Origin of the sequence: Pseudomonas sp. 008, from assembly GCF_016861935.1 — a bacterium.
In the GTDB taxonomy this organism is placed as follows: domain Bacteria; phylum Pseudomonadota; class Gammaproteobacteria; order Pseudomonadales; family Pseudomonadaceae; genus Aquipseudomonas.
In genome coordinates this window covers 1-18035 of the sequence record NZ_BOMA01000014.1, presented here as the reverse complement: position 1 = coordinate 18035, position 18035 = coordinate 1, and the positions used below count along the sequence as shown (strand labels likewise).

Genomic DNA, 18035 nt, shown 5'->3' with positions numbered 1-18035 from the left:
GATCAAGGCTTGCCGTCCAATGGATCCTGCCGGGCCAGTTCGGCTTCATCCAGCCCATCGCCCCCACCGATGTCGTCCTCGTCGACAATGCGCAACTCCCAATCCGCCTGGCCGTCTTCACCCGCTTCGTGGGCATCCCGTGCGCCGTCTTCACGGATCAGGGTTTCCGGGCTCAAATCATCGTCGGTGACGTCATTGTCATTGGTCGCGCCGGTCATACCGGCTTTACGGGCGCGCTGGTCGGGAATCTTCTGCGCAAGTTCGCGTTCGGGGGTCAGGTCGCCGATTCTGGTGCCGGGTTCTTCCTCGTCGAAATCCAGCTCATGCACCGAGCCCATGCGGTCTTCATCGTCGTCGATGGGCTCGGGTTGCTCCTTATCGAACGGACGTCGTGAATCAGTCATGGCTATTCCTCATACTGTAGGCCCTACTACAATTGACCCACTGGGCTGCCGGGAATTCCCGCGGGCATGGAGCGCCGACTAATCGTTTATACCTCAGGGCGTCAGGGGGATCTGCATCGCGCGCGTGACCCCGACGGGCGGTTGTCTGTCAAAGCAGCGCATCATTCTCGAGGCTTCATTGCATGAACGACTTACAAGATCTGATTGATAACAACGAGCGCTGGGCCGATGCGATCACCCGCGAAGATCCTGATTTCTTCGCCAAGCTGGCCCGCCAGCAAACCCCGGAATACCTGTGGATCGGCTGTTCCGATGCCCGCGTGCCAGCCAACGAAATCGTCGGCATGCTGCCGGGTGATCTGTTCGTGCACCGCAACGTGGCCAACGTGGTGCTGCACACCGACCTCAACTGCCTGTCGGTGATTCAGTATGCGGTGGATGTACTCAAGGTCAAACACATCCTGGTGACCGGCCACTATGGCTGCGGCGGTGTACGCGCCTCGATGCAGGATCGTCAGTTGGGCCTGATCGACGGTTGGCTGCGCTCGATTCGCGATCTCTACTATGAAAAACGCGACGAACTGGCCAAGTTGCCCACCGAAGAAGAGCGGGTCGACCGCCTCTGTGAGCTCAATGTGATCCAGCAGGTGGCCAACGTCGGTCACACCAGCATTGTGCAAAACGCCTGGCACCGCGGGCAGAGCCTGTCGATCCACGGCTGCATCTATGGCATCAAGGACGGTCGCTGGAAGAGTCTAAACGCCACCATCAGCGGTTTCGAGCAGTTGCCGCCGCAGTACCGTTTGCGCCCGGTCGAGGCGTTGTAAAACCGCTCGAGACTCTGTTCAGCAGAGGCTGCGCCGATACCAGTGCTGAAAAAACAGCTGGCCGTCGGCGTTCGGCGACTCGTCGTAACCGGTGATCCAGCCGCGGCAGTCGACAGCACCGCAGCGGCAGGCGAACTGACGCCGCAGCCGGTTTTCAGTGGTGGCGTAATCCATCGTCAGATAATCGCCCTTGGCGATGTCCTTCAGCGCCCATACCCATAGTTCACTCATGTCGACGAAGACATTCGGGTCGCATGAGTGGCGCAGCAGCCCGCAAAAATACGGATCGTACATATGAATACCGGGCGCCAGCTGCAAGGTCTGCGTACTGCGGGCATGCAGCAGTTGCCCCGAGATCCGGCAGATCCGGCTGATGCGTGGGAAATCGCGCAGGGCAGCAATGTTCGTCCCGCAGCCTTTTGCGGTAATGACCGTGAATTGGGTTTTCGCGGGATAACCTTGGCCAGGCGATAAATCGTGAGAGGGATAAATACAGTCGGCCGGCAGAGCTCTGGCCGAATTCCGGTTATCGGTTTTCATAACGATCCTTGTCCGTTCCAGGCTGCGACTACCGGAAGCTGACGATCCTGTCAGCTCTGCAGCACGGCTTATGGCTCAAGACTCTACCAAAGCGGATCAAGGGTCTACTGTCAGATATGACAGGCGAAAAAAGCTCTTTCCCGCGTCAGTCATGGCTCACGCGGGAAAGACTTCCATCGTTTTACAAGTGTGGGGCAGATGCGGAGGTCACAAGGGCCGGAGTCTGCAGCTGTTTCAGCTCGGATTTGACCGGCGCTGTCGAGCATTTGGCCACCGCTTGCTCAGGCGTCAGGTTGCGAATCGAGGTGTAGAACAGTTCGCAGGTTTTTTCTTTCTGGGTCACTTGCCAGGTCTGAGTGCAGCTTTTCAGCTGAGCGGTAGGGTCAGTGCCCGGTTTGCTGCCCATTCCGGCCTGCCAGCACGCGGCACTCAAATCCTGCCCCATGACTTTCAGCCCCGCGGCGTCGGCCTTGGCCTGCGCATCGTCGCCGCTATAGGCTTCGGGGTCGGCGGCGTACCAGATGTAGCTCGGGTGGTTGGAACCCAATACGGGTACCGCCACACCCTTGCTCGGGATGATGGTTGCCAGGCCCAGCACGTCCACGGTCTGCCCGTATTGTTGCTTGATCCAGTTACGTACCGGTGAACCAAAGGCGACCATTGGCAATGCTGCACCTTTGGCATTCTGGCTGACTTCCTTGACCATGGTGGTCTGGTAGTCCGTGAAGTAGTTGTAGACGCCTTCCAGATCCTTGCCGGCGGTGGACGGTGCGGCAATCGGCGCGATGTCGATGATGGTCTGATAGGCCGGCGTCTGGTCGGCGGGAATGTTGTTGGCGGTCAGCAGCGCGGCCCAGCGGTCGGTGGTCTTGGACTCCAGATAGTCCTGGGCCTGGGTCAGGGAATAATCCGGCGGGAAGTGCAGCAGTTCGACGCTTTTGCGGTTTTCCAGCGCCATGCCCAGCGGCAGGAACAGGTACCAGTTATAGGTCCATTTGCCATCGGCACTCAGCTTGTTGGCGCCGTTGTAGGCCAAATCCCCAGCATTGAGCAGCGCGGTCAGTGGCTTGTCATAGCCTTTGGGCACACCGCTGATATGGGCGTGGAGCTGCTTGTTTTCGGTTTTGACCAGCACTTTTGCAGTTTTGTAACCATCGCGCTGTACGCTTTGGGTCAGGTAATGCTCGACGGTCTGCTCCAGTGTCCAGTTGCGGAAGCAGATGACATTACAGTTGTTGGGGTAGGCGAACAGCCGAGTGACGCGTTCGGTACTGCCCAGATTCAGATCGACATCGGCGTGAGCGGCGGCGCTCAGGGTGAGCGCGGCGAGGGTGAATCCTGCGAGTTTGAACATGCTCAGATCCTTTTCAGCGTGAGCCCTCGGAGGAGGGGTGGGTACATACTGGAACTAGTTGTGTCGAACGGTCTAGTACACAAGTGAAAAGATCGCCAGTCAGAGCCCCTTTTTCATCAGGCAAAGTGCAGTGTATTGCTCAAATCGCCCATGGGTTTCTGGCCACGGGCAATCATTGCATCGTCCCGCTGCCTGAGGCCATCGAGCTTTTCAAGCTGAAACACCCGGGTGATCAACCGCAGAATCGAGCCAGTGTCATAGACCGTGTGATCCACCATGCCCTTGCGCGCAAACGGCGAAACCACCAGCGTCGGTACCCGCGAGCCCGGCCCCCAGCGGTCTCCCTTGGGCGGTGCGACGTGATCCCACCAACCGCCGTTCTCATCGACCGTGACCACGACCACCATGTTTTTCCATTGCGGACTTTCCCGCAGCACTTTCAGGGCGCGGACGATGTGCCGGTCGCCGGACGCTACATCGGCGTAACCGGCGTGCATGTTCAGGTTGCCCTGGGGTTTATAGAAACTCACCGCCGGCAGCGTGCCCGCCTCGGCATCGGCAAAGAACTTGTTGGTATGCGACTCATCACCCAACCCCGCATCCCGTAGACGTTTACCGCGCTCCAGCGGGTTTTCCGGCCCCTGCTGCTTGAAGTAGTTGAACGGTTGGTGGTGGTACTGGAAGTTCGGGATTTTCGGAATGCCGCCAGAGTCCTTGTACTGATCCAGCGTCGCCTGCCAACCTCCGGCATACCAGGCCCAGTCGATGTTTTTCTTCGAGAGCTTGTCGCCTATGTGCTCGTGGGTCTGGGGGACCATGACGTTCGGCAGGTCTGGTTTTGCGTACGCAGGACGCTCGGGGTCGCGAATCCAGGTCGGCCAGTACGGCGGAGCGAGCGTGTTGACCCCATAGCCGTCCGGCGTCAGCGCGCTGGGGCCGAATTGGGGTGGGCCGGTCATGGCACTGGCCGGGGATTGTTCCAGAGGCTTGAGGCGTGGGTCGGCCGGATCATCGCTTTGCAGCGTGGCGATCTGTGTCTTGGCTACCGAGTTGACGGCGTCCGGATAGAACGGCGCGGTGGCGCTGATCAGGTATTGATGGTTGAGAAACGAGCCGCCGAAAGCCCCCTGGAAAAAGTTATCGCAGAGCACAAATTCTTGGGCAACGTCCCACAACCGCAGGGAGTATCGACTCTGGGCGTAATACCCCATGGGCAGGCCACCGGAGTCGGCCCAGGCGACAAAGCCGTCATTTTTGCCACCATTGATCTGCATCTGGTTCTGATAGAACGCATGCCACAGGTCGCGCGTCACCAGGCCGAACGGCAAGTCTTCTGCATTCGGACCTTTGAGGGCAAAGGGCGCGTTAGGCAGGTGTTCCTGGAACTGGGTTGCGCTGGGGTAAGTCACGCCATCGAGGGTTTGCGGGCCGATCTGCAGCACGCCGCCCCAGACTGGCGGCAGGGTCTGCAACAGGCTGCCATCGCGATCGCGCTGCTGATATTCGACAGGTTTGAGGCCCGAGAGCGGTTTCTCGACGCCAGGGAAGTCGCCGAACAGGTTATTGAAACTACGGTTCTCGGCGTAGATCACCACTACGGTTTTCACTTGGTCGCGTAGGGCTTTGTCCAATTCGACAGGTGAAAGCAGGCGTTCGAGCGGTTTACCCGACTCATCGCCATGACTGCCACAAGCGCTGAGGGTCGCGCCGACACTGAGTACCGCCACGCCACCCAGGAAGCGGCGGCGACTGGTGTCGGTGGGCGTATCAGTTTGCGAGGGGGAGGCGTCGTTGCGATTTTCTTCATCGTTCATGGCGAGTTCCATCTTGCTAAGTTGTTTCAATATGTTTCGGCGGGACGCTAGCAGCGAGGTGTGACAGAGGGGTTACGTTTGTGAAAACAATGAGTCGCCAGTGTGGAAGCAGCCCGCTTCCACACTGGATCGGTGGTGGATTGAAGGTCGGCGTCAAGGCATCACCGGCGCCATATACGTAAGCGTCGTCCCTAGCGCCCACAGCAGAAACAGCACCAGTGGCGTGTGCACCAGCAACTGCACGAACGAAAACCCGATCAGATCCCGGGCCTTCAACCCGAGCACGCCCAGTAGCGGCAGCATATAGAACGGGTTGATCAGGTTCGGCAGGGCTTCGGCAGCGTTGTAGATCTGCACGGCCCAGCCCAGGTGATAGTTCAGGTCGTTGGCCACTTGCATGACATACGGCGCTTCAATGATCCATTTGCCACCACCGGACGGGATGAAGAAACCGAGGATGGCCGAGTACACGCCCATCAGCAGGGCGTAGGTGTCGTGGGACGCAATTTGTACGAAAAAGGTCGAGATGTGGTGGGCCAATGATTGTCCGTCGGTGCCCTTGACCACCGTCATCAGGGCAGCGATCGAGCCGTACAGCGGGAACTGGATCAGCACGCCGGTGGTGGTCGGCACCGCACGGGCCACCGCATCGAGGAAGCTGCGCGGGCGCCAGTGCAGCAGCGCGCCGAGCATCAGGAACAGGAAGTTGTAGGTGTTCAGTCCGGAAATCGCGCTGATCGCCGGTTTGGTCGCAAACTCATGGAACAGCCATCCGGCCGCCAGCAATGCCAGCAGAATCGTCAGCAGCGGGCTGTATTCCAGCCATTCACCTGGACGGGTACGCGGTGCTGGCGCCGGCAGACTGAAACTCGGATCGATACCGCAGGCTTTGGCGTCACGGGCTGTCGCGGGGCCGGGCGCGGTGGCGTAAGCAACGATTAGCGAGACCACGGTCAGTGCCAGCAACAGCACACCCGACTGCCAGAGAAAGATCGTTTGAGTGAAGGGAATGACGCCCGTGATCGACAGAATCGATGGCGGCAAACTGGCGGGGTTGGCCTGCAATTGTGCCGCGGACGACGACAGACCCAAGGCCCAAACCGCGCCCAGACCAAGATAGGCGGCGGCACCGGCGGCTCGGTAATCCATTTTCAGATCGGTACGGCGGGCGAGGGCACGTACCAGCAGCCCGCCGAATACCAGTGACAGCCCCCAGTTCAGCAACGACGCGACCATGGAAATCAGCGCCACCCAGGCCACGGCGGAACGGCCGTTTTTCGGGATCCGTGCCAGGCGATCGATCAGTTTCACCGCCGGTGGCGAACTGGCGACCACGTAACCGCCGATCACCACGAATGCCATCTGCATGGTGAACGGAATCAGGCTCCAGAAACCGTCACCGAAGGCCATGGCGGCGTCGGTGGGTTTGGCGCCCATGGCCATGGTCGCCACAGCGACGATGATCACTGCCAGCGCGGCGAATACCCAGGAGTCGGGAAACCAGCGTTCGGCAAAATTTGAACAATGCAGGGCAAAGCGCGCATAGCGGCTATCTTCGATATCAGCGGCCACGGGAGTACCTCGTTTTTATGTTTATTGTGGGGTTCAGGGCGCAATGGCCCATCCGGTCGGTGCCAACAGTAAATCAATCGGTCCGTTGCGGGGACGCTGTTTGGGGCGTTTGGGACTATGGTCTAACGGGTTGTCCACAACCGCATTTGCGTAGACCATGGGCGCCTTGGTTTTTTGCCTGCCAGAGTTCTTTTACATGACTGCCAACATCAATGCGCGCCCGGCGCCCTTCACTCGCTCGGACTATAAGACCCTGGGGCTTGCAGCCTTGGGCGGTGCGCTGGAAATCTACGACTTCATTATTTTCGTATTCTTCGCGTTGACCCTCAGCCAGCTGTTCTTCCCGCCGGAAATGCCCGAGTGGCTGCGTCTGCTGCAAAGCTTCGGGATCTTCGTCACTGGCTACCTCGCGCGTCCGTTGGGCGGGATCCTGATGGCGCATTTCGCTGACCGGTTGGGACGCAAGAAGGTGTTCAGCCTGAGCATTCTGATGATGGCGTTGCCGTGCTTGCTGATCGGGATCATGCCGACCTACGCCCAGATCGGCTATTTCGCACCACTGCTGCTGTTGGTCCTGAGGGTCCTGCAAGGCGCGGCGGTGGGCGGTGAAGTGCCGAGCGCCTGGGTGTTCGTCGCTGAGCACGCGCCGGTCGGGCATCGCGGTTATGCCCTCGGTTTCCTGCAGGCGGGGCTGACCTTCGGTTACCTGATCGGCGCCTTGACGGCGACTTTTCTGGCTCAGGCGTTTACCCCGGAGCAAATCCTCGATTACGCCTGGCGTTACCCGTTTCTGCTGGGCGGTGTGTTTGGCGTGATCGGTGTCTGGCTGCGCCGCTGGCTCAGCGAAACCCCGGTGTTCATGGCGATGCAGGCCCAGCGCGAGGCCGCTGTCGAACTGCCGCTGCGCACGGTCCTGCGTGAACACCGCCTGGCGATGCTGCCGGCGATGATCCTCACCTGCGTGCTGACCTCGGCCGTGGTGGTGTTTGTGGTCATCACCCCGACCATGATGCAGAAAACCTTCGGCATGACCGCCGGCCATACCTTCGCGCTGAGTGCCTTGGGCATCGTCTTTCTGAATATTGGCTGTGTGCTCGCCGGGCTGCTCGTCGATCGTATCGGCGCCTGGCGCACGGTGATGCTGTATAGCCTGCTGCTGCCTCTAGGCATCGGCGTGCTCTATACCTGTCTGATCATTGAGGGCCAGTGGATCGGCCTGGCCTATGCAGTGGCCGGCCTTGGTTGTGGGGTGGTCGGCGCAGTGCCGTCAGTGATGGTCAGCCTGTTTCCGGCGCGGATTCGCGTCTCGGGGATTTCCTTCACCTACAACATTGCCTACGCCGCTTGGGCGAGTGTCACACCGCTGCTGTTGATCGGTCTGATGCCGTGGAGTCCGTGGATTTGTGTGATTTTCTGCGCGGTGATGGGGGCCGTGGGCATCAGCAGCGCGGTGTATTTCGGTGCGCGAATGCCGCGAGTCGGACGCTGTTCGGTGGCTGGCGCGGCATGAGGCTGTTTGTGCCGCGACTATTTTTGTAGGACAACCCTGCAACACTCTTCAGAAAATACCCGCAAAGCCGATGGCTAGGCTGTAAGCCGCTTTTTATCTCTGTCCATCGGTGCTTCCCATGTTCAATAAACGCTTGAAGCAGGAGCTCTCGGCTCTTCGCGAAGAACTCTCCAGCCTTCTGCAAATCAAGGAGAGTCTGGAAAGCGAGATGCTGGTCCTGACCCTCGACTCCGATGGGCGAATTCAATCGGTCAACCAAAACTTCGTCAGTGAGATGCTCTACAAAAGCAATGATCTGATCGGCCGGCACATCGAAGACCTTGTTCCGGTCCATGTGAAATCGGATGAATTCCATAACCGTTTCAAGGCCGCGCTGACCCGTGGCGAGCACTTTGCCGGCGCGGTCCGTTTGCTACGCGGCAACGGTGCCGAAGCCTGGTTGCGTTCGATCATGCAGCCGGTGCGGTCCTCGGATGGCCGTATCAAGAACTTCTCGATTTACTCCAGCGACCTGACCCGTACCATCGAGGCGTCCCGTGAGCATGAAAATCTGATTGGCGCGCTGGTGCGTTCGACGGCAGTGATCGAGTTCGACCTCAATGGCAACGTGCTGATGGCCAACGAGCGTTTCCTCAGCGGCATGGGTTACAGCCTGGCGCAGATCCAGGGTAAACATCATCGTATCTTCTGTGAGCCAGAGGAATACAACAGCGCCGAGTATCAGAACTTCTGGCGCCGTCTGAACGCTGGCGAGTTCGTCGCTGATCGTTTCAAGCGTGTCGATAGCCACGGTCGCGTGGTCTGGCTGGAGGCTTCCTACAACCCGGTGGTCGATGCCAACAACAAACTCTACAAAGTGGTGAAGTTCGCCACGGTGATTACCGATCAGGTCAATCAGGAGCAGGCTGTCGCCGAGGCGGCCAACATTGCCTACAGCACTTCTCAGCAAACCGATCAGAGTGCACAACGCGGAACTGCCGTGGTGACTCAAGCTGTAGACGTGATGCGTGACCTGGCCAAACACATGCAAACCGCAGGGGAAGGCATCGAAGCACTGAACGAGCAATCGCTGGTGATCGGCACCATCGTCAAAACCATCAGCGGTATCGCCGAGCAGACCAACCTGCTGGCGCTCAACGCGGCCATCGAAGCGGCTCGTGCCGGTGAACAGGGGCGCGGGTTTGCCGTGGTGGCGGACGAGGTTCGGCAATTGGCCTCGCGCACCAGCCAGGCGACCGATGAAATTGTCGGCGTCGTGCGTCAGAACCAGGACATGGCGCGCAACGCCGTGGCGCTGATGACCGACGGCAAGCTCCAGGCTGAACAAGGTCTGGCGCTGGCGGCGGAGGCGGGCACGGTGATCGTCGAGATCCAGGACGGTGCGCAGAAAGTGGTGAACGCAGTCGGGCAGTTTGCCAACCAACTATCGACTTGATGCTATCTATCCGGCGCGGGTAGTCCTCAAAAAGGCCTACCCCGCCCGGTAAGCCTTTCCTCATTCCTGCGTACGGCTCAATCCCCCAACGCTTCCCCCTCACGCCGTGGATCGGCCCCGCCGGCCAACGTGGCTTTCCCCTGCGCATCCTTGACCCGAACAATCGCCTGAGTCCCGCTGGTCATGTCGATCTCGCCCACGCTGTGCCCTTTGTCCTTCAGCGCCTGAATCAGTGCCGGGCTGAACTGACCCTGTTCCAGTTCGGTCGGGCCGTTGCGGCTGCCGAAGTTGGGCAGGTTGATGGCGGCCTGTGGGTCGAGGTTCCAGTCGAGCAGGCCAATGGTGGATTTGGCCACGTACTCGATGATCTGCGAGCCGCCGGGTGAGCCGACGGTGGCCAGGAACTCACCGCTCTGGCGATCGAAGATCAGCGTTGGCGCCATGGACGAGCGCGGGCGTTTGCCGGGTTCGACGCGGTTGGCGACTTTTTGCCCTTGCTCTTCGGGGATGAACGAGAAGTCGGTCATCTGGTTGTTGAGCAGAAAGCCCTGGACCATCAAGTGTGAGCCGAATGCCGCTTCCACGGTGGTGGTCATGGACACGGCATCGCCCTCGTCATCGACTGCCACCACCTGCGAGGTGGAGATGCGCAGCGGCGAGCGGTCCGGCGCGTAGGCGACCTGAATGCCTGGCGGGGTGCCGGGTTTGGCCTGGCCCATGCTGCGCTCGCCAATCAAGGTTGCGCGGGTCGCCAGATAAGTCGGGTCGACCAACCCTTTGACCGGCACGGGTACGAAGTCGGTGTCGGCAACATACTGCGCACGATCGGCATAAGCCAGGCGCTCGGCTTCGGCGATCAGGTGTACGGCTTCAGGGGCTGGCTCTATGCCCGCCGGTTTACTGGTCTTGACCGGTTTGAGTGGTGCCAGGGCAAAGCGTGGGTCGCGGGTTTCCAGGGCCTGCAAGGTGCCGAGGATTTGCGCCACGGCGATTCCGCCCGATGACGGCGGTGGCATGCCGCACACTTGCCACCGTTTGTAGTCGGTGCACAGCGGCGCGCGTTCCTTGGCCTTGTAGCCCTGGAGATCGTTCAGCGACAGGCTGCCGGGGTTGGTATGGCCCTGAACCTTGGCGACGATTTCTTTTGCGATCGGCCCTGTGTACAGCGCGTCGGGACCTTCCTTGGCGATGCGCTTGAACACCGCGGCGAGTGCCGGGTTTTTCAGCTGTGTACCGACGGCTTTCGGGTGACCATCGGCAGTCAGAAAGTAGGCGGCCATGTCTGGTGAGCGCTGGATAAACGCGTCGGCCGCGATCAACTGATGCAGTCGTGGCGAGATGGCGAAACCCTGCTCGGCGAGTTTGATGGCGGGTTCGAACAGCCTCGCCCACGGCAGGCGACCGTGCTTTTGATGGGCCAGCTCCAGCGCCCGTAACACGCCCGGTGTACCCACCGAGCGCCCGCCGATCTGCGCCTGGGTGAAAGGCATCGGTTTGCCGTCGGCTTGCAGGAACAGTTTCTCGGTGGCGCCAGCCGGTGCGGTTTCGCGACCGTCGTAGGTGCGCACGGCCTTGCCATCCCACAGCACAATCAACGCGCCACCGCCGATACCCGACGATTGCGGCTCGACTAGCGTCAACACTGCTTGCATGGCAATGGCCGCATCAATCGCCGAACCACCCTCGCGTAGCATCTCCCGCCCGGCTTCGGCCGCCAGTGGGTTGGCGGCTGCGGCCATGTGTCTGGAGGCGTGCCGCGTCTGCAGGTCGGTGCGATAACCGGAGGTGATTTCCGGCGCGACCGGCAAGGTCGAGACCGAAGGCGAAGAGGGCGGGGCGTTACACGCGGCGAGGGTTAAAGCGGTGGCGATCAGCGAAAAGGCTGACAGGCGATAGCGGTTCAAGTGGAAGGCTGAGAACACGCGAGGCACTCCGTCCATGGGATAAAAGGTCCAGGGACTTTATCCGGTCGAAGGAGTGCTACGCAAATCAGGGGTCGCCCGCCACTTTTCTCGAGGCATAAAAAAACGGCCTACCTTTCGGTAAGCCGTTTTTAGTACTTGGTGGTACTTAGCCATTTTAGATCGACGGTTAGTCTAATGATTTACAAAATGTTTCATGGAGTCGAAGTATCCCAAGCCGTGCACATAGGTATCAAGCTCATCCGGATGTATCTGGGGGATAATGTCGGCGGGAATTCTTGATGAATTGGAAAGATTGTAGACGTGGAATTGATCACTGATTATTTTCCTCGCTACTATTTCGAACGACGGCAAAATCCTGGTGTGAAAATGCTGGTCCAGCCCACAAGGAGAAACTGTGGTGCTTTTCTCTTCATAAAATCGGCTGATAGCCTGATTAAGATCAACCCCCACCATTACCACTTTATTGAAGCCCGCATGATAGGCGATTTGCAGAGCTAAATAGGCAACAGTGCGCGCATCGAAGAAGCCCCGTTTCAGGTTTTTACTGAAGCCGATGCGCCGATTGCGACGCTTGAGAAAATTACGATTTCTTATCAGCTCTTTATCTGCACCAACCAGCGCACCCCAGGAAAACTTTGGCGCCTTGTTCAGCAAAAACACCTTCCCTTTGGGCGTAATCGATAGATGCTGAACATGGTCCTCCCATAAGGCGACTCGCTCACTAAGAAGCATGGCTTGGGAGAACAATTCAGGTTGTTGCTTGGGAAAATCTTTATCGGTACAGGCATAGAAAAAAGGCTTCACGCCAGTTCCGATAAACTTTGAGATTGCCCCATTCATTGTAATCATAGGGATGTCAGCGAACTCCTCAGGATGAAAGTCTTTGGCAGACCCTCCCGAGGCGACGATAAAGACAGCGCCTTTATGAATATTGCGACACTCGTCCAAGTCACGAATATTAATTTTGGCACTCATTCCTAATTGCGTCCTGTTGTAATGATCATTTGATTTAGTTCGGCAGCAAATGATATTTCTGAAGCGTTCTGTGCGAGACAGATCGTCTCACCCTCCTTGGAATCTGTTCGCCATCGATTGTACTAAGATCAATCTCTTCACGCTCACGGCCTTTAGCCTCCTGTGAGACTGCTCGAATCCAGTGTGCGCTGCATTTTATTCTGTATACCAGATTCAATTTTTTCTAGCATACAGGGTGGCGAAGACTGTCAGGGCATTCGGAGAAATGAAACGAATGCCCCAGACACAAGAAAGCCCGCACTAGGCGGGCTTCTTGAGGTTGTTTAGAGACTCATGGAGACATCTGTAAACAGGTACTTGGTGGCTACACAGGGACTTGAACCCCGGACCCCAGCATTATGAATGCTATGCTCTAACCAACTGAGCTATGTAGCCAAGTGGCGCGCATTATTCACCTGGAACGACGATGCGTCAAGCGTAAATTTAAAATATTTCTCCACACTTTCAACCGCTTATCCCGCTGACCCGAAAAATCGGGTCAGGGGAGGGCATCAATCGAGCTGAAATCTCCCGGTATTCGCACTCAAGGCCTTGCTGCCCTGGCTCAAGGTGTCCGCGGCGAGGTTCACCGCCCGCGCGCCTTCGAGCAAGCGTACCGCCGCCTGATCGACTTGCTGGATGTTGCCGCTGACTTCATCGGCGGTATTCGCTTGCTCTTCAACGGCAGTGGCGATTTGTGCCAGGGTGTCGGTGACGCTTTGCACCGCGCTGGCGATTTCCCCCAGGCGTTCGCCGAGACCGGTGACGGCTTGCGCATCCGATTGCGCCTGGCCGCAGGCGGCTTCCATCAGGCTTACCGCTTCGTTCACGGTGCTACGCAGGCTGTCGACGGTGCCGGCGATCTGCGCGGTGGAGGACTGGGTGCGTTGCGACAGGCTGCGCACTTCATCGGCCACCACCGCAAAGCCGCGACCTTGCTCGCCAGCCCGTGCGGCCTCAATGGCGGCGTTGAGGGCCAGCAGGTTAGTCTGCTCGGCCACGCCGCGAATGGTATCAACCACCAATTGAATCTGCTGCCCTTGCTCGCTGACCCGACCCAGTGCCGCCGCCGTTTCGTTCAACCGCTGATTGAGCTGCTGAATACTCGCTGTCGTGCGTTGGCTGTCGCGGCTGCTGTCGGCGGCGATGCGCTGGGTGTGCTGAGCGCTGCCAGACGCCTGTTCGCAACTCTGGGCGACCCCTTGTGAGGTGGCGGCCAATTGCGTGGCCGCTGCGGCGATCTGGCTGATTTGCAACTGCTGGGCTTCGACTTCGCCAAGGGCGCCGCTGGAGTGATCGTTGAGGGTGCGTACCGCGTTGCTTAACTGCAGGGTTTCGTGATCGACCCCCAGCAAACTGTTTCGCAGTTGTACCACCGCGACGTTAAGCGAGGTGCTGATCGCCGCCAGTTCGTCGCGGCCCTGTACCGGTACTTGCAGGCTCAGGTTGCCGTCGCGCAGTGCTTCGGCCAGCAGTGTGATGCCGCTGGCGCTACGACGGATCGAGGCCTGCAAACAGATGAACAGGTACAGCGCAGCCAGCAGCAGGCAGCCAAAAATTGTCGCCACCAGGATGAACTGGCGGATGGCCGAGCCATGGTAATAATCCAGCCGTTGATCCAGAGAAACCAACGATTGCTGGCGCAGCGAGGCAAGGTTACCGAGGAGGGCGTCGAGACTGCGTTCGAAATCTTCGGGCTTTAGGTTGATGCTGCCGCCGAAAACGCCGTCGTCCAGCACTTTCAAACCGGCATCCAGCTGCTTGAGGCTGTCATGGTATTGCCCGGCCCAGGTTTGCAGGGCGCTGGGCAGGCGCGCTTCCAGCAAGCTGCCAGTTTTCACCAGCTGTTCCCGAGCGTCGCCGATGCGGCTGCGCAAGTCGCGCAGTTGCAGGCGGCTTTGCAGCGTGAACTGCCCGGACACCACCGAAGCTTGACCAACCGCGGCGAGGCGACCGACCCGTTCGATCAGGTCCGGTGCGTGTTGAGTGGAGATCTGCGTCAGCAGATAAGTTTCCAGCCATGGCGCGAGGGTCAGGCGATTGTCCATGGCGATTTGTTCGCGCAAGGCTTGCAGGGCGCTCAAAGCATTGGTGAAGCGATCGTAGCCGTCCGGCCACCATCCAACGCTGCTCAGGCTTTTCGAATCCAGGCCGGTGAGGGCGCTTTGCAGGGCTTGATAGCGGGTGAGGGTCTCGCCCTCGGCGCCTTCGGTTTTCAGGGCATTGCCCAAGTCTGTGATTGCTTGGGTCACGGCCGGCTGAACCGTGTCGAACGCTGCCATCGCCGCGATAGTTGCAGGTGTCGGCTGGCGATTGGTTTCGGTGGCGCGCCAGCGCGCGGCGCGGTCACGCTGGGCGGCGAGCAAGTTGTCGAGCGCATCCAGGGCAATCAATTGCCGGACCCCGGCGCGTTCGCCGGCGATCAGGCTCAACTTGTCACGATAGTCCTGGCCGATCATCCACAAGCTGCCTGCCAGCGGCAGGATAAACAGCAGAAATAGCAGCTGAAATTTGCGCGCGAAGCCGAAACGCCCCAGCAGCCCGATCCCCGGTGATAAAAAAGCCTGCATGCCCCATGACTCCTCTGGACACCACGCACCATTGGCGTGCGTCGAGGCCATGGCGACCGCGACTGATGTCCTTCTAAAAGGCCTCGAAAGTTCACCTTGGTCCGCTCTGTAGGCCGACTCTGTAGCGAAACTTCCCATTCTCGGTCCCCTTTGTAAGGGGCCGCGTTGAAGCGGATAAGCAAGGCAAGATTCAGACCATGGCTTTGCGCTATCACCTTTTTTGAGGTCGTTAGCAAGCTAAGGGGATAGCGCGACTGCACCGAAAAATGGCACATTGACCGACCTGCCTGTGCGCACCCATCCGCAGTACGGAAACTCTCATGGCCATCAGCAACGTTCAGTCCGCCACGACATCGGCGTCCGCTCCTTCACAAAGCAGTCCGCTGGTCATGCGCATCATCGGCGCGGTGGCGCTGGCGCATTTGATCAACGACCTGATTCAGGCGGTGTTACCGTCGATCTATCCGATGCTCAAGGCCAACTATGGCCTGACTTTCACTCAGGTCGGCCTGATTACCCTGACCTTTCAACTGACGGCCTCGCTGTTGCAGCCGTGGGTTGGTTACCACACCGACCGCCATCCCAAGCCCTGGCTGTTGCCGGCTGGCACCGTTTGCACATTGATCGGTATTTTGATGATGTCGGTGGTCGGCAGCTTCTCGATGATCCTGCTGGCGGCAGGATTGATCGGCATCGGCTCGTCGACTTTTCACCCGGAAGCTTCTCGCGTCGCGCGACTGGCCTCGGGCGGGCGCTTCGGCCTGGCGCAATCGACGTTTCAGGTCGGCGGTAATGCGGGCTCGGCCTTCGGGCCGTTGTTGGCGGCGGCAATCATCATTCCCTATGGTCAGGGCAATGTGGCCTGGTTCGGCTTGTTCGCGCTGTTTGCGTTGTTCGTGCTGTACCGGATCAGCCGCTGGTACGCCAATCACTTGAACCTGTTCAAACTCAAACAAGGTCAGGCGGCGACGCACGGTTTATCAAAAGGCCGGGTGATCAGTGCGTTGGCGGTGCTGGGGTTGCTGGTGTTCTCCAAGTATTTCTACATGGCCAGTCTCACCAGTTACTTCACGTTCTACCTGATCGAGAAGTTTGACCTGTCGGTGGCCAGCTCGCAGCTGCATCTGTTCCTGTTTCTCGGCGCGGTAGCGGCAGGGACCTTCTTCGGCGGGCCGATCGGCGACAGGATCGGGCGCAAGGCAGTGATCTGGTTCTCGATCCTCGGTGTGGCGCCGTTCACGCTGCTGCTGCCCCATGTGGATCTGTTTTGGACCAGTGTGTTGAGTGTGGTGATCGGTTTCATTCTGGCCTCGGCGTTCTCCGCTATCGTGGTGTATGCGCAAGAACTGGTGCCGGGAAATGTCGGGATGATTGCCGGGGTGTTCTTCGGCCTGATGTTCGGTTTCGGCGGGATTGGCGCGGCGTTGCTCGGGCATTTGGCGGATATTCGCGGCATCGAGTATGTGTACTTCCTGTGTTCGTTCTTGCCGCTGTTTGGGGTGTTGGCGATCTTTCTGCCAAGAACCAAAAAAGTCTGAACCAACACCCCTCGACTGTGGGAACCGGCGAGCTCGCTAAGCTCCCACAGTGTTTCGCAAGTGGGGCCGCTGATTTTGTTCGGCCCAAAAAGCCCGCCTCAAAAAATCCACATCGGCAGATTCGCCACCAGGCGGACCTCGTCGTAGCTTCCGTCGATCTGCCCGCCCGTGGCCCGATGGTTGTAGACGATGGTGCGAAACACCGCGTTTTTCAGTGCGCCGGATTGCACCACGTACGCCACCATTAAACCGTTTTCATCGTGTTTGGCATTGTCCAGACCCCGCACGTTGTAACCGGTATTGCGCCCGTTACGGTCGCCGCTGTAATGGGTGCCGTCGATGTCCCAGCCCTTTGCGTGCCACAGACTGGTAGTCAGGCCCGGTACCCCGAAGGACGCCAGATCCAGGTCGTAGCGCAGTTGCCAGGACTTCTCGTTCGGACCGTTGTAGTCCGAGTACAACGAGTTGGCCATGTAATTGCCCGTGGACTCCCAGACGTAATCGAAATACTCGTCGCCAAACACCTGCTGCCAGGCCAGAGTCAGGCTGTGGGCCCGGTGCGATGCGGTGAACGCCAGGCTGAAGGCGTCATTGTCGATGTAGCCCAGGCGCTGCTCGCCCTGATCCTCGGTGTGGTAGTAATTCAGTGCAGTCTTGAGCGCAATCTCGCGCCGATCCCCGATCAACTGGGTCAATCCCAGATAGGTCTGCTGCCACATGTCCTCGAAGCGTGAGGTGTAGAGGCTGACGTCCAGACCGTAAGGGGTTTTGGCCATTCCTCCGAGGTAGGAAATACGCGACCCCGAATACGCCCGGTTACCGAAGGTGGTGGTGAGTTTTTCGCTGCCGGTACCGGTTCGTGGAATCGCCCGTTCGAAGCTGCCGGCCTGCAATGACAGCCAATCGAGTTCGTTGCTGAACAGGCCTACGCCCTGAAAGCTCGAGGGCAGGGCGCGATTGTCCTTGTAACGCAGAATCGGGTTGTCGGTGAGCAAGCGACCGGCCTTGACTTCTGTGCTGGAAAAACGCAGCCGCAGATTACCGACACCCAAACGGCTCCAGGTCGGTAGCGCATCGCCATCGCTGTCCACCAGCACCCGATCGCCACCATTGGCGACACGCCCATGTCCGCGCTCCAGGTTGATGGCGCTGAACAATGAAGCGTCCAGCCCGAAGCCGACCGCCCCTTGGGTATATCCGGAGCTGTAGTTGAGCATCGCGGTTTGCACCCAGGTTTCACGGATGCGGGTCCGCTCCAGGCCATCTTCTTTCTTGATCCCCAGGTAGGTAGAACGTCGGGTGTGTTGGTTGGCATAGTAATGGCGCAAGTTCAGCCCCAAATGGCTGCCGTCGACAAAACCCGGGGCCTGGGCTTGAGTGGTCGGCGTTTCATCCGCCGTTACAATCAAAGGGCTGCCGACGGCAATGCCGGCCATCAGAAGTACACGAAAATCCATTTCGATAAGTCTCTAGAGGAACAAATCAGGCGCACGTCGCTAATGCTGTCAGTGAAGAAATTTGAGCGACAAAAA

The 18035-nt window shown here is 59.1% G+C and carries 13 protein-coding genes, 1 tRNA gene and 1 pseudogene; 5 read left to right on the top strand and 10 right to left on the bottom strand.

Going from position 1 to position 18035, the window contains the following annotated elements:
- Window positions 1-2 precede the first annotated feature (2 nt).
- Window positions 3-404, bottom strand: a complete 402-nt coding sequence (locus JUI81_RS24560; protein WP_019582406.1) for a hypothetical protein — start codon at window positions 402-404, stop codon at window positions 3-5.
- A gap of 182 nt (window positions 405-586) precedes the next feature.
- Between JUI81_RS24560 and can the strand changes: the two genes are divergently transcribed.
- Window positions 587-1231: a carbonate dehydratase gene (can, locus tag JUI81_RS24555; RefSeq protein WP_007939732.1), complete on the top strand. Its 645-nt coding sequence runs from the start codon at window positions 587-589 to the stop codon at window positions 1229-1231.
- Window positions 1232-1249: 18 nt separating this feature from the next.
- Here can and JUI81_RS24550 read toward each other — a convergent pair whose 3' ends face one another.
- The 4 genes from JUI81_RS24550 to JUI81_RS24535 form a co-directional block, all read right to left on the bottom strand.
- Window positions 1250-1771 (bottom strand): SET domain-containing protein-lysine N-methyltransferase, encoded by a 522-nt coding sequence (locus tag JUI81_RS24550; protein WP_019582405.1) that lies wholly within the window; start codon window positions 1769-1771, stop codon window positions 1250-1252.
- Window positions 1772-1952: 181 nt separating this feature from the next.
- Window positions 1953-3125, bottom strand: coding sequence for a hypothetical protein (locus JUI81_RS24545; RefSeq protein WP_028939872.1), 1173 nt, complete (start codon window positions 3123-3125; stop codon window positions 1953-1955).
- 116 nt (window positions 3126-3241) lie between these two features.
- Window positions 3242-4939: an acid phosphatase gene (locus tag JUI81_RS24540; protein WP_204125228.1), complete on the bottom strand. Its 1698-nt coding sequence runs from the start codon at window positions 4937-4939 to the stop codon at window positions 3242-3244.
- A 153-nt stretch (window positions 4940-5092) separates the two neighbouring features.
- Complete coding sequence (locus tag JUI81_RS24535) at window positions 5093-6511, bottom strand: short-chain fatty acid transporter (RefSeq protein WP_028939870.1); 1419 nt, start codon at window positions 6509-6511, stop codon at window positions 5093-5095.
- A 196-nt stretch (window positions 6512-6707) separates the two neighbouring features.
- On the opposite strand from JUI81_RS24535, the gene JUI81_RS24530 reads away from it, so the two are divergent.
- The 3 genes and pseudogenes from JUI81_RS24530 to JUI81_RS32285 all read left to right on the top strand — a co-directional run bounded on the left by JUI81_RS24530 (window position 6708) and on the right by JUI81_RS32285 (window position 9456).
- Window positions 6708-8021 (top strand): MFS transporter, encoded by a 1314-nt coding sequence (locus tag JUI81_RS24530; protein WP_026331941.1) that lies wholly within the window; start codon window positions 6708-6710, stop codon window positions 8019-8021.
- A gap of 118 nt (window positions 8022-8139) precedes the next feature.
- Window positions 8140-8916, top strand: a pseudogene (locus JUI81_RS32290) (PAS domain-containing protein); the annotation flags it as partial.
- The gene (locus JUI81_RS32285; protein WP_371929210.1) at window positions 8896-9456 is read left to right on the top strand and encodes a methyl-accepting chemotaxis protein; all 561 of its coding nucleotides are present in this window, start codon (window positions 8896-8898) and stop codon (window positions 9454-9456) included. The pseudogene JUI81_RS32290 and the gene JUI81_RS32285, both read left to right, overlap by 21 nt.
- 77 nt (window positions 9457-9533) lie before the next feature.
- Here JUI81_RS32285 and ggt read toward each other — a convergent pair whose 3' ends face one another.
- The 4 genes from ggt to JUI81_RS24505 form a co-directional block, all read right to left on the bottom strand.
- A complete protein-coding gene (gene ggt / locus JUI81_RS24520; RefSeq protein WP_204125227.1) occupies window positions 9534-11378 on the bottom strand; it encodes a gamma-glutamyltransferase in 1845 nt (614 codons plus the stop codon).
- Between the two features lie 174 nt (window positions 11379-11552).
- Window positions 11553-12356, bottom strand: coding sequence for a lipopolysaccharide biosynthesis protein (locus JUI81_RS24515; protein WP_204125226.1), 804 nt, complete (start codon window positions 12354-12356; stop codon window positions 11553-11555).
- A 358-nt stretch (window positions 12357-12714) separates the two neighbouring features.
- Window positions 12715-12791 (bottom strand) — tRNA-Met (locus JUI81_RS24510).
- A gap of 116 nt (window positions 12792-12907) precedes the next feature.
- Window positions 12908-14965: a methyl-accepting chemotaxis protein gene (locus JUI81_RS24505; protein WP_028939866.1), complete on the bottom strand. Its 2058-nt coding sequence runs from the start codon at window positions 14963-14965 to the stop codon at window positions 12908-12910.
- A gap of 320 nt (window positions 14966-15285) precedes the next feature.
- Here JUI81_RS24505 and JUI81_RS24500 point away from each other — a divergent pair, with 320 nt between their 5' ends.
- Window positions 15286-16503, top strand: coding sequence for an MFS transporter (locus JUI81_RS24500; RefSeq protein ID WP_204125225.1), 1218 nt, complete (start codon window positions 15286-15288; stop codon window positions 16501-16503).
- A 98-nt stretch (window positions 16504-16601) separates the two neighbouring features.
- Here JUI81_RS24500 and JUI81_RS24495 read toward each other — a convergent pair whose 3' ends face one another.
- Window positions 16602-17939 carry an OprD family outer membrane porin gene (locus JUI81_RS24495; RefSeq protein WP_374707273.1) on the bottom strand — a complete coding sequence of 446 codons (1338 nt, stop codon included), beginning with the start codon at window positions 17937-17939 and terminating at the stop codon, window positions 16602-16604.
- Window positions 17940-18035 lie beyond the last annotated feature (96 nt).